This window comes from Streptomyces sp. NPDC006430 (assembly GCF_040612395.1).
Taxonomy (GTDB): domain Bacteria; phylum Actinomycetota; class Actinomycetes; order Streptomycetales; family Streptomycetaceae; genus Streptomyces.
Window position 1 is genome coordinate 87,269 of record NZ_JBEXQA010000005.1, and the last position, 14,890, is coordinate 102,158.

Below are 14,890 nucleotides of genomic sequence, written 5' to 3' on the forward strand. Positions count from 1 at the left end.
CGCCCCACCCTCCCCTTCATGAGCGAACTCCTCTCCCCCGTCCTGTCTGGCGCGGTCGCGGGCCTGGGCGTGGCCATGCCGATGGGCGCGATGAGCGTGCTGTTGCTCCAGGAGGCGATGCGGCACCGCGCCACGGCGGTGGCCGCGGCAGCGGGCGTCGCGACCGTCGACCTGGGCTACGCGGCCCTCGCCACCGCGCTGGGCCCGTGGGTGGCCTCGCACGTCTCCCCGATCGAGGCCTGGATCCGCCTCGCCTCGGCGACCGTCCTCCTGTGCATCGCCGCCCACGGCCTGTACCGCGCCGGACTCCGCCCCCTCTCCGCATCGGCCCCGCCCCCGTCGTCGCCCCCGTCGTCGCCCCCGTCGTCGGCCTCACCGGGCCAGCGGGGCGCCGGGTCCGGCCAGGAGCGGGGCGGGAGGCCGGCGAAGGCCTTCGCCCGGTACGTCGGCCTCACGGCCGTGAACCCCACCACCGCCCTCTACTTCGCCGCCCTCACCACCGCCCAGGCCGCCACCCTCACCACCCCGACCGCCGCCACCGCCTTCCTCACCGGCGTCGCCGCCGCCTCCCTCCTCTGGCAGCAGACCCTCGTCACGGTCGGCTCGCTCGCGGGTCGCAGGATCTCCCCGACCGCCCGCACCTGGACCTTCCGCCTCGGCTACGGCCTCGTCGCGGCCTACGCACTGAAGATCGCCTTCCCCCTGCCATGACCCCATAGGGTGACCCCGTGACGACGACCCGCCTCTCGGCCCGCGCGGCCATCGCCTCCGTGACCGACCCCGGTGGTTTCACCGAACTCCCCTCCCCCCACCGGGAGTCGGCCTCCGACGGCCCCCTCGGTTGGGCCGGCTACGACGACTCCCGCGTGCGGGCCGGCGCCCGCACCGGCGAGCAGGAATCCGTCGTCACCGGAACCGCCCTCATCGGCGGCCATCGAGCCGTCGTGATCTCCTTCGAGTTCGGCTACCTCGGCGGTTCCCTGGGCGAGCGCACCGGAGACAGGCTCGAAGCCGCGTACACGTACGCTCGCGAACACCGCCTCCCCCTCCTGTCCTTGATCGCCACGGGCGGCTCCCGCATGCAGGAGGGCATGCTCGCGCTGACCCAACTCCAGCGCGTGGCACGCCAGTCCGTCCTGACGCGGGCCGCCGGGCTCCCCCAGATCGCCGTCCTCCGCGATCCCACCACCGGCGGCGGTTGGGCCACGCTCGGCGCGGGGGCGGACGTCGTCCTCGCGCTACCGGGTGCGCAGGTCGGCTTCGCGGGCTCCCGGGTCCGGCCGGCGGACGCGGACCCGGCCGCGTACACCGCCGAAGGCCAGTACGCCGCCGGGCACGTCGATGCGGTGGTGCCGGCCGCCGCACTCCCCGGAACGCTGGCCGACTGGCTCCGCGTCCTGGCCGCGCCCCGCTCGGCCGAGCCGGTCGAGCCCCCCGCGGCGCTGTCCGACGTACCGCCCCCGGCCACCGGCTGGGACGCCGTACGCCAGGCCCGCCATCCGGATCGGCCGCGCGCCGAGGCGTACCTCGACGCGTACTTCGCCCTTCGTCTCCCCCTCTCCGGGGACCGGGCGGGCGCCACGGACCCCGGAATGCTGTGCGGGTTCGGGCTGCGGGAGGGGCGGGCCGTCGCGTACGCCGCCCAGCGCGGCACCGCGACCCGCCCGGCGGGATACCGTACGGCGGCCCGCGTGATCCGCCTCGCGGACCGCCTCGGCATCCCTGTGCTCACCCTGGTCGACACCCCCGGCGCCGCCAACGACGCCGCCGCCGAACGCGCGGGCGCCGGCCCGGCCATCGCGGACGTCTTCGCGGCGGTCGCGGCGGCCGGGGTTCCGGTGACCACCCTCCTGATCGGGGAGGGCGGTTCGGGCGGCGCGCTCGCCCTGGCCGCGTCGGGGAACACCTGGGTCACCCCGGACAGCTACTTCTCAGTGATCGCCCCCGAACTGGCGGCGGCCATCTTGAAGCGCCCCCCTGCCGAGGCGCCGAACACCGCGGACCAACTCCGCATCCGCCCCCAGGACCTGGTCGATCTGGGCGTGGCCCGCGGCGTGGTCGCTCCCGCCTGATCGCGGGACCCCGGGACCCGCCGGACCAGGGGCGCGATCGCGTCGGCGACCCGGTACGAGCAGCAGCAGCCGGCCGGCTCACCCGATCCGAGCGGCTGCCGTGCTCACCCGCCCGGATCGGGCGAACCGCGCCGGGCTGGTCCCCACGTACCGCCCGAAGTGCCGCGTCAGATGCGCCTGGTCGTAGAACCCGGCCGCCGTGGCCGCTTCGGCCGGCCGCATCCCGGCCAGCAGCAGCCCCCGCGCCCGCGCGACCCGTCGCCCGGTCAGATAGGCGTGCGGCGGCAGCCCGTACGCCTTCCGGAAGCTGCGGATCAGGTGCGTGGGGTGGACGTGTCCCAGCTCCTGCGACGCCTCCTCCAGGCCGATCCCCTCGACCACCCGTGCATCGAGCAGTTCGCGCAGCCGTACGGCGACCCCCGCGGCCGGCACCTCACCAGGTGCACACACACGTCCCGCCAGCCTCGTCCACAGCCGCTCCCGGACGAACGCGAGCCGCGACTCCGCCTCGAAGCGCTCGACCGCCCCCTCCCCCGGGACCAGCGCCAGGTGCAGCCCGTGCACGCGCTCGCGCAGCGCCCGGTCGAGCAGCAGGGGCGCATCGACGGCCGCCCCGGCGAGGCGTTCCGGGAGGACGGTGGTGTCGAGGTAGAGCACCCGCTTGCGGAAGCCGGCCTCGGTGACCGTCCGCCCGTCGTGCGCGACCCCGGGCGGCAGCAGCACCACGGCGTCCGACACCCCGACACCATGCCGCTCCCGCTCCAGCGCGAAGTCGACGCGCCCACCGTCCAGGATCATCAGCGCCCAGGTGTCGTGCACGTGGGCCGGGTAGGCGTGGTCGGTGAAACGGGCGTGGAAGACCTCGGAGATGCCCGGAACCGGCGGCTGCCAGGCGGAGACGGTGCTGCGCGGACGGATCGCGGCCATGTCAGGAACGTACAAGACGGGCCGTGGCACGCCCCCGCAGGCTCTCAGCATGACGACTCACCCGACAGCGCACCCAGCACCGCACCCGACACCGCACCCCGTGAACATCGCGCAGGAGCTGGCCGCGTTCGACGCGCACTGGTCCCCGCGCCCCCTCGCCCGGGTCAACGACTATGAGGTCAAGGCCGTCAAGCTCCGGGGCGAGTTCGTGTGGCACGCCCACGAGGACACCGACGAACTGTTCCTCGTCGTCATCGGAACCCTCACGATCCGCCTGCGCGACGGGGACGTGACCCTCGGACCCGGCGATCTGTACGTCGTCCCGCGCGGAGTGGAGCACTGCCCGGTGGCGGACGAGGAAGTCTCGATCCTGCTGTTCGAGCCGGCCGGCACGGTCAACACCGGGGACGCCGCCCCGCGGTAGCCGGGGGGGCGAGGCGGGCGGCGACCGCCGCCGCGCTACCTCTGCCGCGCTACCTCTGCCGCGTCACGCCTCCCGCGTCACGCCTGCGGCGACCTGGCGTCGTACCGGGCGAACCCGCGCCAGCGCGCCGCGAGCAAACTCAGCACGAGCACGCACCCGAGCCCGCCGCCCGTGATCGCCACGGTCGGGGAGGTGAGTTCTGCGGTGGTCCCGGCGAGGAAGTCCCCGAGCCGGGGCCCGCCCGCGACGACCACGATGAACACGCCCTGGAGGCGACCGCGCATCTCGTCCGGGGTGGCGGCCTGCATCATCGTGGAGCGGAACACCATGGAGATGGTGTCCGCGCAGCCGGCCAGGGCCAGGAAGAACAGCCCGAGCCACAGGTTCCGAGTGAGTCCGAAGACGGCGACGGCCAGCCCCCAGGCGGCCACGGAGATCAAGATCGCCAGCCCGTGCCGGCGGATCCGGCCCAGCCAACCGGAGAACAACCCGCCCAGCAGCGCCCCGACGGCGGGTGCGGCCACCAACAGGCCGACGGTCTTCGCATCGCCGCCGTACCAGAGCACGGCAATGGCCGGAAACAGCGCCTTGGGCTGGGCCAGCACCATGGCGGCCATGTCGGAGAAGAAGGTCATCCGGATGTTGGGCCGGGTCCCGAGGAAGCGCAGCCCGTCGAGCACGGACGCCCGGCGGCGCCGGCCGGTCGCGCCGTCCTCCCGCTCGGGGAGCATCGACGGCAGCCGCCACATCGCGTAGAGCGCCGCGCAGAAGGTGACGGCGTCGATCAGGTACGCGGCCTGGTACCCCCACCAGCCGACGACGAGCCCGCCGAGCACCGGGCCCAGCATCGTCCCGGAGGTCATCGTCACCGAGTTCAGCGCGTTGGCGGCGGGTAGCTGCTCGGTCGGCAGCAGTCTCGGGATCATGGCGGACCGTGCGGGTCCGTTGAGCGCGCCGCAGACGGCCTGGAGCGCGACGACCGTGTACAACAGCCAGACCCCGTGGTGGTCGAGCAGCGCGGCGCCGGCCAGCACGATCGACAGGGCGGTCAGGCCGAGGGAGCTGTACAGGCCGAGCTTGCGCCGGTCCACGGTGTCGGCGATGGCCCCGCCGTAGAGGCCGAAGACGACGAGCGGGACCAGGGAGAAGAGCCCGACCAGCCCGACGGAGAAGCTGGACCGGGTGATGTCGTAGACCTGGAGCGAGATCGCGAGGGCGGTCATCGCCTGGCCCATCCACGAGATGGTGCCGCCGATCCACAGGCGCCGGTAGTCGGGGGACGTGCGCAGCGGGGTCAGGTCCGCGAATATCCGCGTCGGGCGTCGGGTGGGTGTGCTCGTACCGGTCACAGCGGATGATAACCGGCGGCCGATCGGCGGCCCGGGAACCGCTTGGCCTGTTCACGCACCCGCAACAGTCGCCCCACCCGGACCCGCGGCCTCAGGCCGGGCCGCCCCTTGCCGGTAACTCGCCACTATCACCGGACATTTGACTGAATCGACGCGCGCTCCCCGCCTGGTGTTCGGCTCATGATGAAAAGACTCGTATGTCCAGGGAGGCGTAGTGATCGAACCTGGCAACAGCACCACGAGCACCGGCAGCGCGGACAACGGCGTCCACGCCACCCCTCTCACAGCCCCGCTGACCGTCGGTGTCGAGGAGGAGTTCCTCCTCGTCGACGCCCGCACCTTCCGGGTGGTCCCGGCCGCCCCGCTCGTCCTGGCCACCGCCGCGGGCCTGCCCCACGAAGTCCACCCCGAGGGCACCCGCTACCAGGTGGAGATCGCCACCCCGGTATCCGACTCGGCGCCGATGCTGCGCGAGGAGCTCGCCATCCTGCGGCGCACCCTCGCCCGGGCGGCCCGTTCCCACGGCTGCCGGCTGCTGGCCGCGCCCTCGCCCGTGCTCTCCGTGGAGGGGCCGCTGCACCTGACCGACGACGAGCCGCGCCAGCGCGAGCAGCACCGCCGTTTCGGCGCGCTCACCGACACCCTCGTCAGCTGCGGCCGCCACATCCACATCGGCACCCTGGACGTGGACACGGCGGTGGCGGTGTCCAACCGGGTGAGACCGTGGCTGCCCACGCTGATCGCACTTGCCGCCAACTCACCCTTCTGGGGCGGCCGTGACACGGGGCATGCCAGCTGGCGGGCGATGGCCTGGTCGGGCTGGCCCTCGGCGGGGCTGCCCCCGCACTACACGTCCACGGGCCACTTCCGGCGGTCGGTGCAGACCCTGCTGGGCTCCGGGGCGGCCCTGGACACCAAGATGGTCTATTGGGACCTCCGCCCGTCCGGGCACTGGCCGACACTGGAGATCCGGGCGCCGGACATGTCCCCGAACATCGACACGGCGGTCCTCCAGGCCGAACTGGCCCGCGCCCTGGTGGCAACGGCGCTACGGGACATCACCGAGGAGCGTCCCGAACCGACGCTGCGGGACGACGTCCTGCGCCTCGCGCGCTGGCGTGCGGCGCACGACGGGTTGGAGGGCTTCGGCCTGGACCCGTACACGGGCGTGGAGCTCCCGGCGGCGGATCTGGCGGAGGCCCTGCTGGACCTGGTCGCCCCGGAACTGGCGGCGTCCGGCGAGCTCGACCACGCGGCCAAGACCCTGGGAGGCCTCTTGCGCGACGGCTCGGGCGCACACCGCCAGCGCACGGCGTTCGCCCGCCGCCAGGACCTGACCGACGTCCTGCGCCAGTTGGCGGACGAAACGGAGGACTTCTAGCGCCCGCAGCAACGACGACGCCCGCCCCTCGGGGCGGGCGGACTCGCGGACACGCAGCTCGAAACGTTCCTGCACGCCTGCGAAGCGGTGGGGGTGGGTGGGACTCGAACCCGCAGCCGACGGATACGGTCCTCTCTTCTCGAAGACCTGAAGGACGCGCTGTTGCGCTGCGTCGAGACGCCGCGGGCCTTCAGCCGAAGCTCTGCGATGCGTGCGTGCTACCCGCGACGGCTCAGGTGCGGATGTCCCGCTGCTGCACGTCCTTGAGGACACTCGCCACGGATGCGAAGTCGTTGTCCACGTGGAGCACAGTGTGGCCGTGGTGGACCGCAGTCGCGCACACCAACAGGTCGATCGGCCCGGCGGCGCGGTGCTGGCCGCGCTGGGTGAGCTTGTACTGGGCGGTGTCCACCCAGCGCCACGCGTTCTTCGGCACCGCGGACAGTGGACACAGCGCGTCCAACTCCTCGGCCAGCTCATCCCTGTGGGACGGACTGGCGGCCGAGTACAGGAACTCGGCCCTCGTGGGCTCGCAAACACGGAACACCCCGGCGGCGATGTGCCCCTCCCAAGGCTGCAGCGCCCCCGGAGTGCGGAACAGGTACCACAGCGCAGAGGTGTCGAGCAGGTAGGAGATCACTCGAAGGTCGCCCGCCGCGCCTGCTTCGCAGCGTCGTATGCGGCAGCAGCCTGCTCAAACTCGCCCCGCGCACCACGGGCGGCCAGTTTCTCCGCGGCCTCCAGCCGGCGCACCCGGTTCACGTAGTCCCTCAGGGCCGCGTTGACCGTCTCCTTCTTCGTCGTGGCGCCCATCAACCGCATGGCCTCGGCCAGCGCCTCGTCATCGAGATCGATCTGGGTCACCGACACAGCAACCACCTCCATGAGGGCAATGTATGCAACTACGATACATCGCCAACATGCATGTGAGCAGGGGACGGCAGTACCCGCCGCCGACGAAGGGCGGGGGCCTGGTTGATTCGGATGTGCGCCAGGCCACCAGCGGCATGGTCGAGATGGAGGTCAATCAGAAGGGGCTCGGCCCCGGCCCACCCGAAGCAGAGCCCGACTCCGACATCCGACGGCTGAGCCGCTCCACTCGCAGCGGGCCCGATCCTGCAGTTGGGACTCACCACCAGATCGCGCTTCAGGCGATGTGGACTGCGTCCGACATGCCGACATCGGCGTCCACAGCGGGCCCTGTCGATCATGAAACCTTGATCGACGGGAGTCATCAGGCTCCCCGGAGCTTCCGGCCCTGCCGGCTAAGACGCCAGTCAGAACGTTTCTGCTCCATCAAGCGGTGGTGGGGCGGGTGGGACTCGAACCCACGGCCGACGGATTATGAGTCCGCTGCTCTAACCGGCTGAGCTACCGCCCCTTCACGGCGTGGCGCGTACATGTGTGCGCGCCGTCTGCCGCAGCATAGCCGCTCATACGATCTCCTGCCTCGGATGCCTCGCATGATCGGCTTCGCCTGGTGAGGGAGACCGTTCTGAGGGCTGCCCGGTTCCATGGCCGGGGCACGAAAAAGAAGAGGACCCGCCGGGGGCCCTCTTCTTCTTTCACGCTCCCCCGGCTGGACTCGAACCAGCAACCCTCCGGTTAACAGCCGAATGCTCTGCCAATTGAGCTACAGGGGACTGCGCTCCCCCGACTGGACTCGAACCAGTAACCTGCCGGTTAACAGCCGGCTGCTCTGCCAATTGAGCTACAGGGGATTGCTGCGGTGCATCGAACAGCCCACCTCCGGCCTTGCCGGGGGGCGAGCGCCCGCTGCGAGTCATAGATTAGCGCAAGCAGGGGGGTGCTCCGCCAATCGGTATCTCCAGCAGGCCGGGCACCACACGACGAAGGGTGACAGGCATGCGGTACAAGGTCACGTTCGCGGTCGGACTGGCCCTCGGATACGTCCTCGGGACCCGTGCCGGGCGCGAGCGCTACGAGCAGCTGAAGAAGTCGGCCCGTGAACTCGCGCGGAACCCGGTGGTGCGCAATGCCGCCGAGACCGCCGGCCAGACGGGTCGCGCGTACGCCGGCAGGGCCTTCTCCGCGGTGAGCGACAGGGTCGGCGACGTAGTGCCCTCTTCCCTGGCGGGACGGGTACGGGGGCTGCGCGACCGGGCCGGCGGAGGCTTCGAGGACGACTGGGGCACCAGTAACACCTGAGCCGGCGGCTTCCCCCGGGATCCGCGCCCCCGAGGCGGCGGATCCCGGCCCCGCGTGCGGCAGAATTCTCCGCATGGGGATAGTCGCCGGGCTGGACAGCTCTTCCGCCTTCACTCGCATCGTCGTGTGCGACACCGACACGGGTGCCGTACTGCGCCAGGGGTACGCCCCCCATCCGCAGCCCGCCGGAAATCCCGAGAGCGTCCACCCCCACGAGACCGACCCCCAGGCCTGGCTGCTCTCCCTCGGTGAGGCTGCCGGCGGCGGCCTCCTCGAAGGGGTCCAGGCGATTGGCGTCTCCGCGCAGCAGCACGGCCTGCTGCCGCTGGACGCCCAGGGCGTCCTCGTACGTCCGGCCCTGATCGGCAATGACAAGCGCGGCCAGGTCGCCGCCGCCGACCTCATCGAGGCGCTCGGCGGCCGGCAGGCCTGGGCCGAGGCCGTCGGATCGGTGCCGCATTCCGCCCAGCCGGTGGCCAAACTGGCCTGGCTGGCCCGCACCGAGCCGGAGGCGGGCCGGCGGGTGGCGGTGCTGATGTCCGCGCACGACTGGCTGGTCTGGCAGCTGCTGGGACGGCCGGCCCGGCGCACCACCGACCGCGGCGGCGCCTCCGGTACGGGGTACTGGTCGGCGGCCACCGGCTCGTACCGCCCCGACCTGGTCGAGCTGGCGCTCGGGCACATGGCACTGCTGCCCGAGGTGCTCGGGCCGGCCGAGGCCGCCGGAATGACTCCGGAGGGGCTGCTGATATCCGCCGGTACCGGGGAGACCATGGCCGCCGCGCTCGGGCTGGGCCTCGGCCCCGGCGACGCGGTGGTTTCGCTGGGCGCCTCCGGCTCGGTGATGGCCGTCCACCACGAGGCACTGTCGGAACCGGGCGGCCTGATCACCTCCCTGGCCGACGCGAGCGGCCTGCACCTGCCGGTGGTGAACACCTCCAATGCCGTACGGGCCCTGCGGGGCACCGCCGAGCTGCTGGGCACCGATCTCGAGGGGCTGTCCGCGCTCGCGCTGAAGTCGACCCCCGGCGCGCACGGCCTCGTACTCCTGCCGTACCTGGAGGGCGAGCGGACGCCGAACCTGCCGCACACCGCCGGGACCCTGTCCGGGCTGCGGCGGGACTCGATGAAGCCGGAGCACCTGGCGCAGGCCGCGTTCGAGGGCATGCTGTGCGGGCTGGTCGACGCGCTCGACGTGCTGCGCTCGCGCGGGGTCGAGATCCGGCGGGTGTTCCTGCTGGGTGCGGCGGCCGAGCTGCCCGCCGTACAGGCCGCGGCTCCGGGCCTGTTCGGCACCCAGATCGTCGTCCCGGCTCCGGCGGACTACGCGGCGCTGGGCGCGGCGCGCCAGGCGGCCTGGGCCCTCGGGGTGCAGCAGGGGACCCTGGCTCCGCACACCCCGCCGGTGTGGCCGGGCCCGGCGGCGCAGGTCTTCGAGCCGGGCGAGGACTACCCGGCCTGGCAGGCGGTGCGCCAGCAGTACATCGTGACGCGGGAGCAGATCCACCCCGGGGCGTTCCAGGGATAGGGCCGGTACGGGTACCCGGGACGCCGGGACCAGGGCCGTAGGAGTAGTGCGGCGGCGGGTCTACTCCTTTTGACCGGCCTTTGCGAAAACCGGTGGGGTTCGGACCCGGGTTGGCAGAAGATGGACTGAACCCCTTCGATCTTGCCGACCGGAGCCTGCGCGTGCTCATACGACTCTTGCGGACCCATTTGGGTCCGTACCGAAAACCGATCGCCCTGCTGGTCCTGCTGCAACTGCTGCAGACCAGTGCCAGCCTCTACCTCCCCACGCTCAACGCGGACATCATCGACAACGGCGTTGTGAACGGGGACACCGGCTACATCCTGCGTTTCGGCGCGTTGATGCTCGGCGTCTCCCTCGTCCAACTCGTGTGCAACGTAGGAGCCGTCTACTTCGGCGCCCGCACCTCGGCGGCCGTCGGACGCGACATCCGCGCCGCGGTCTTCGACCGGGTGCAGAGCTTCTCTGCGCGGGAGCTCGGTCAGTTCGGTGCACCGTCGCTGATCACCCGTACGACCAACGACGTCCAGCAGATCCAGATGCTGGTGTTGATGACCTTCACCCTGATGGTCTCCGCGCCGATCATGTGCGTCGGCGGCATCGCCATGGCGCTCTCGCTCGACGTGAAGCTGTCGGGCGTCCTCCTGGCCGTGGTCCCCGTGCTCGGTCTCTCGGTCGGCGCCATCGTCCTCAAGACCCGGCCGCTGTTCCGGAAGATGCAGGTGCGCCTGGACACGGTCAACCGGGTGCTGCGCGAGCAGATCACCGGCAACCGCGTGATCCGCGCCTTCGTCCGTGACGACTACGAGAAGGAACGCTTCCGCGAGGCCAACGCCGACCTGACGGGCGTCTCCCTCGCGGCCGGCAAACTGCTGGCGCTGATGTTCCCGACCGTCATCGTGGTCGTGAACATCTCCAGCGTCGCCGTCATCTGGTTCGGCGCGATGCGCATCGACAGCGGCGGCATGGAGATCGGCCAGCTGACGGCCTTCCTCGCGTACCTGATGCAGATCGTCATGGCCGTGATGATGGCCACGTTCATGTTCATGATGGTGCCGCGCGCCGAGGTCTGCGCCGAGCGCGTCCAGGAGGTCCTGGACACCGAATCCAGCGTGGTCCCGCCCGCCGACCCGGTGCGCGAGCTCGCCCGGCGCGGACAGCTGGAGCTGCGCGGCGCCGACTTCCGCTACCCGGGTGCCGAGGCCCCCGTGTTGCGCGGGGTGGACCTGGTGGCCCGCCCCGGCGAGACCACCGCGGTCATCGGCTCCACGGGCAGTGGCAAGTCCACGTTGCTGGGGCTGGTCCCGCGGCTGTTCGACGCGACCGGCGGCGACGTGCTGGTCGACGGGGAGGACGTACGCCGGCTGGAGCCGGAGCTGCTGGCCAAGACGGTCGGCATGGTTCCGCAGAAGCCGTACCTCTTCTCCGGGACCGTGGCTTCCAATCTGCGCTACGGACGACCCGACGCCACCGACGAAGAGCTGTGGCACGCGCTGGACGTGGCGCAGGCCAAGGACTTCGTCTCCGACCTGGAGGGCGGCCTCGACGCGCCCATCACCCAGGGCGGCACCAACGTCTCCGGCGGCCAGCGCCAACGCCTGGCCATCGCCCGCACGTTGGTGCAGCGTCCGGAGATCTACCTCTTCGACGACTCCTTCTCGGCTCTGGACTACGCGACGGACGCGGCGCTGCGCGCGGCGCTCGCCCGCGAGACCGAGGACGCCACGGTGGTGATCGTCGCCCAGCGGGTCTCCACGATCCGTGAAGCCGATCGGATCATCGTCCTGGACGAGGGCCAGGTCGTGGGCGAGGGGCGCCACCACGAGCTGATGGCCGAGAACGAGACCTACCGAGAGATCGTGCTCTCCCAGCTGACGGAGGCGGAGGCCGCATGAGCGGGCCCGGAGGACGGATGATGATGGGGCCGGCCGAGCGGTCCCTGGATTTCAAGGGCTCGGGCAAACGGCTGCTGAGCCAGATCGCGCAGGACCGGACCAAACTGTGGGGCATGATCGCAGCCGTCGTCGGCAGCGTCGGCTGCTCGGTTGTCGGGCCGAAGATCCTCGGCCGGGCCACCGACCTGGTGTTCGCGGGGATCGTCGGACGGCAGATGCCGGAGGGGCTCACCAAGCAGCAGGCGCTGGACGGACTGCGCGCCGACGGCCAGGGCGGTATGGCGGACATGCTGTCCGGCACCGACTTCACCCCCGGCCAGGGCATCGACTTCGGTGCCGTCGGGGTCGTGGCGATCTGGGCACTGGTGGTGTTCACCCTCGCCGGCCTGCTGATGCTGGTCGCGACGCGGCTGTCGAACCACATCATGAACGGCACCGTGTACCGGATGCGCGAGGAGTTGCAGGCCAAGCTGTCGCGGCTGCCGCTGTCGTACTTCGACCGGCAGAAGCGCGGCGAAGTGCTGAGCCGGGCCACCAACGACATCGACAACATCGGGCAGACGCTCCAGCAGACGATGGGGCAGCTGCTCAACTCGCTGCTGACGATCGTCGGCGTGCTGGCGATGATGTTCTGGATCTCGCCGCTGCTGGCGCTGGTCGCGCTCGTGACCATTCCGGTCTCGGTCTTCGTCGCGGCGAAGATCGGCAAGAAGTCGCAGCCGCAGTTCGTCGCGCAGTGGAAGTCCACGGGTGTGCTCAACGCACACATCGAGGAGATGTACTCGGGCCACTCCCTGGTCAAGGTCTTCGGCCGGCAGAAGGAGTCCGCGGCCGTCTTCGCCGAGCAGAACGAGGCGCTGTACCGGGCCACCTTCAAGGCGCAGTTGGTCAGCGGGATCATGCAGCCGGTGATGTTCTTCATCTCGAACATCAACTACGTACTGGTGGCGGTCGTCGGTGGTCTGCGGGTGGCCTCCGGCAGCCTGTCGATCGGCGACGTGCAGGCGTTCATCCAGTACTCGCGCCAGTTCTCGATGCCGCTGACGCAGGTCGCGTCGATGGCGAACCTGGTGCAGTCCGGCGTCGCCTCGGCGGAGCGGGTGTACGAGCTGCTGGACGCGCAGGAGCAGGAGCCGGACGTCGAGGTCCCGGAGCGGCCGGAGCGGGTCCGCGGACAGGTCACGCTCGACAAGGTGGCCTTCCGCTACGAGCCGGACAAGCCGCTGATCGAGAACCTGTCGCTGACCGTCGAGCCCGGCCACACGGTCGCGATCGTCGGCCCGACGGGCGCCGGCAAGACCACCCTCGTGAACCTGCTGATGCGCTTCTACGAGGTCACGGGCGGCCGGATAGCCCTGGACGGGGTGGACGTCGCGAAGATGACCCGCGAGGAACTGCGCGGGAGCATCGGCATGGTGCTCCAGGACACCTGGCTGTTCGGCGGCACCATCGCGGAGAACATCGCCTACGGCGCGGCGCGCGAGGTCACGCGCGCCGAAATCGAGGAGGCGGCGCGAGCGGCGCACGCGGACCGCTTCATCCGCACCCTGCCGGACGGCTACGACACCGTGCTCGACGACGAGGGTGCGGGCGTCAGCGCGGGCGAGAAGCAGCTGATCACCATCGCCCGGGCGTTCCTGTCCGACCCGGTGATCCTGGTGCTCGACGAGGCGACGAGCTCGGTGGACACCCGTACCGAGGTGCTGATCCAGAAGGCGATGGCGCGGCTCGCGCACGGCCGCACGTCCTTCGTGATCGCGCACCGGCTGTCCACGATCCGCGACGCGGACGTGATCCTGGTGATGGAGGACGGATCGATCGTGGAGCAGGGCACGCACGAGGAGCTGCTGGCGGCGGACGGTGCGTACGCGCGGCTGTACGCGGCGCAGTTCGCGCAGGCGGTGGCCGAGGTCGACTAGCGACGGACGGCCTGCCTGCGGGCGGGCGGTTGGTCGTGTCGGGGGTGCCCTCTTGTCCGGGGGCACCCCTTTCCCCGTGGTCAGTCCAGGTAGCCGCGGAGCTGGTCGGCGAAGGCGTGGTCGCGCAGCTTGTTGAGGGTCTTGGACTCGATCTGCCGGATCCGCTCGCGCGTCACGCCGAAGATCTTCCCGATCTCCTCCAGGGTGCGGGGCCTGCCGTCGGCCAGGCCGTAACGCAGCTGCACCACCTTGCGCTCGCGCTCGCCGAGGGTCGACAGCACGGCTTCCAGGTGTTCGCGGAGCAGGAAGAACGCGGCGGACTCCATGGGTGAGGCGGCGTCACCGTCCTCGATCAGATCGCCGAGTGCGACGTCGTCCTCCTCGCCGACCGGCGCGTGGAGCGAGACCGGTTCCTGGGCGAGGCGCAGGACCTCCAACACCCGCTCGGGGGTCAGTTCGAGGTGGACAGCGACCTCTTCGGCGGTGGGTTCGTACCCGCGCTCCTGGAGCATGCGGCGCTGCACGCGCACGACGCGGTTGATCAGCTCCACGACGTGGACGGGCACGCGGATGGTGCGGGCCTGGTCGGCGAGGGCCCGCGACATGGCCTGCCGTATCCACCAGGTGGCGTAGGTCGAGAACTTGTAGCCGCGGGCGTAGTCGAACTTCTCGACGGCCCGGATCAGCCCGAGGTTCCCCTCTTGCACGAGGTCGAGCATGGTGAGGCCGCGGCCCACGTAGCGCTTCGCGACGGAGACCACGAGCCGCAGGTTCGACTCGATCAGGCGCCTCTTGGCCATCCGCCCCATGACCACGAGCTTGTCGAGGTCGAGGGCGAGCCGCAGATCGAGGTCGGAGGTGCCGCTCAACTTCTCCTCGGCGAACAGTCCGGCTTCGACGCGACGCGCGAGCTCTACCTCCTCGGCGGCGGTGAGCAGGGGAATCCTGCCTATCTCGCGCAGGTACTGCCGGAACAGGTCGGCGGACGGGCCCGCTCCGGTGCTTTCGGCGCGGCGCTGCCGCTCGGGCACCTGCGCGATCGGCTCCAGCTCCCCGGGCTCGTCCGGCTCCTCGTCCACGGCATCGACCTCGGGCTCTTCACCCACGGTGGCCTCGGGCTCGTGGACGGGCGGGCTCACGTTGACGGTCAGGATCTGGGTCTGCACGGGGGCGACCTCCAGGGCTCCGAGGACGGGGGCACCGCACTTCAGTGTGGGGTACGGCAC

The 14,890-nt window shown here is 71.3% G+C and carries 13 protein-coding genes and 3 tRNA genes; 8 read left to right on the top strand and 8 right to left on the bottom strand.

The genetic code is table 11. The features are described 5' to 3' along the window. Nucleotides 1–18 precede the first annotated feature (18 nt). Nucleotides 19–711: a LysE family transporter gene (locus tag ABZZ20_RS10205; protein WP_356868768.1), complete on the top strand. Its 693-nt coding sequence runs from the start codon at nt 19–21 to the stop codon at nt 709–711. 17 nt (nt 712–728) lie between these two features. Continuing rightward, nucleotides 729–2,072 (top strand): carboxyl transferase domain-containing protein, encoded by a 1,344-nt coding sequence (locus ABZZ20_RS10210; RefSeq protein WP_356868770.1) that lies wholly within the window; start codon nt 729–731, stop codon nt 2,070–2,072. A gap of 78 nt (nt 2,073–2,150) precedes the next feature. Here ABZZ20_RS10210 and ABZZ20_RS10215 read toward each other — a convergent pair whose 3' ends face one another. Further along, nucleotides 2,151–2,999: an AraC family transcriptional regulator gene (locus ABZZ20_RS10215; protein WP_356868772.1), complete on the bottom strand. Its 849-nt coding sequence runs from the start codon at nt 2,997–2,999 to the stop codon at nt 2,151–2,153. A 100-nt stretch (nt 3,000–3,099) separates the two neighbouring features. On the opposite strand from ABZZ20_RS10215, the gene ABZZ20_RS10220 reads away from it, so the two are divergent. Further along, nucleotides 3,100–3,423: a cupin domain-containing protein gene (locus tag ABZZ20_RS10220; protein WP_356868774.1), complete on the top strand. Its 324-nt coding sequence runs from the start codon at nt 3,100–3,102 to the stop codon at nt 3,421–3,423. Nucleotides 3,424–3,500: 77 nt separating this feature from the next. On the opposite strand, the gene ABZZ20_RS10225 is transcribed toward ABZZ20_RS10220, so the two are convergent. Next, nucleotides 3,501–4,772, bottom strand: coding sequence for an MFS transporter (locus ABZZ20_RS10225; protein ID WP_356868776.1), 1,272 nt, complete (start codon nt 4,770–4,772; stop codon nt 3,501–3,503). A 214-nt stretch (nt 4,773–4,986) separates the two neighbouring features. Here ABZZ20_RS10225 and ABZZ20_RS10230 point away from each other — a divergent pair, with 214 nt between their 5' ends. Next, on the top strand, nt 4,987–6,153 hold the full coding sequence (locus ABZZ20_RS10230; RefSeq protein ID WP_356868778.1) for a glutamate--cysteine ligase: 1,167 nt from the start codon (nt 4,987–4,989) through the stop codon (nt 6,151–6,153). Nucleotides 6,154–6,385: 232 nt separating this feature from the next. Here ABZZ20_RS10230 and ABZZ20_RS10235 read toward each other — a convergent pair whose 3' ends face one another. The 5 genes from ABZZ20_RS10235 to ABZZ20_RS10255 all read right to left on the bottom strand — a co-directional run bounded on the left by ABZZ20_RS10235 (nt 6,386) and on the right by ABZZ20_RS10255 (nt 7,874). Then, nucleotides 6,386–6,793, bottom strand: a complete 408-nt coding sequence (locus ABZZ20_RS10235) for a PIN domain nuclease (protein WP_356868780.1) — start codon at nt 6,791–6,793, stop codon at nt 6,386–6,388. After that, a complete protein-coding gene (locus ABZZ20_RS10240; protein WP_356869133.1) occupies nt 6,790–7,023 on the bottom strand; it encodes a type II toxin-antitoxin system VapB family antitoxin in 234 nt (77 codons plus the stop codon). Before ABZZ20_RS10240 ends, ABZZ20_RS10235 begins: the two co-directional genes overlap by 4 nt. 434 nt (nt 7,024–7,457) lie before the next feature. After that, a tRNA-Ile gene (locus ABZZ20_RS10245) sits at nt 7,458–7,534 on the bottom strand. A gap of 189 nt (nt 7,535–7,723) precedes the next feature. After that, a tRNA-Asn gene (locus tag ABZZ20_RS10250) sits at nt 7,724–7,796 on the bottom strand. Between the two features lie 5 nt (nt 7,797–7,801). Then, a tRNA-Asn gene (locus ABZZ20_RS10255) sits at nt 7,802–7,874 on the bottom strand. A gap of 145 nt (nt 7,875–8,019) precedes the next feature. Between ABZZ20_RS10255 and ABZZ20_RS10260 the strand changes: the two genes are divergently transcribed. The 4 genes from ABZZ20_RS10260 (at nt 8,020) to ABZZ20_RS10275 (ending at nt 13,664) form a co-directional block, all read left to right on the top strand. Then, nucleotides 8,020–8,322: a YtxH domain-containing protein gene (locus ABZZ20_RS10260; RefSeq protein ID WP_356868782.1), complete on the top strand. Its 303-nt coding sequence runs from the start codon at nt 8,020–8,022 to the stop codon at nt 8,320–8,322. 73 nt (nt 8,323–8,395) lie between these two features. Beyond that, on the top strand, nt 8,396–9,850 hold the full coding sequence (locus ABZZ20_RS10265) for an FGGY family carbohydrate kinase (RefSeq protein ID WP_356868784.1): 1,455 nt from the start codon (nt 8,396–8,398) through the stop codon (nt 9,848–9,850). 161 nt (nt 9,851–10,011) lie between these two features. Further along, the gene (locus ABZZ20_RS10270; RefSeq protein ID WP_356868786.1) at nt 10,012–11,745 is read left to right on the top strand and encodes an ABC transporter ATP-binding protein; all 1,734 of its coding nucleotides are present in this window, start codon (nt 10,012–10,014) and stop codon (nt 11,743–11,745) included. Next, on the top strand, nt 11,742–13,664 hold the full coding sequence (locus tag ABZZ20_RS10275; RefSeq protein ID WP_356868788.1) for an ABC transporter ATP-binding protein: 1,923 nt from the start codon (nt 11,742–11,744) through the stop codon (nt 13,662–13,664). Before ABZZ20_RS10270 ends, ABZZ20_RS10275 begins: the two co-directional genes overlap by 4 nt. Before the next feature lie 80 nt (nt 13,665–13,744). Here the strand turns inward: ABZZ20_RS10275 and ABZZ20_RS10280 are convergent, their stop codons facing one another. After that, nucleotides 13,745–14,830: an RNA polymerase sigma factor gene (locus ABZZ20_RS10280; RefSeq protein ID WP_356868790.1), complete on the bottom strand. Its 1,086-nt coding sequence runs from the start codon at nt 14,828–14,830 to the stop codon at nt 13,745–13,747. Nucleotides 14,831–14,890: the final 60 nt, after the last annotated feature.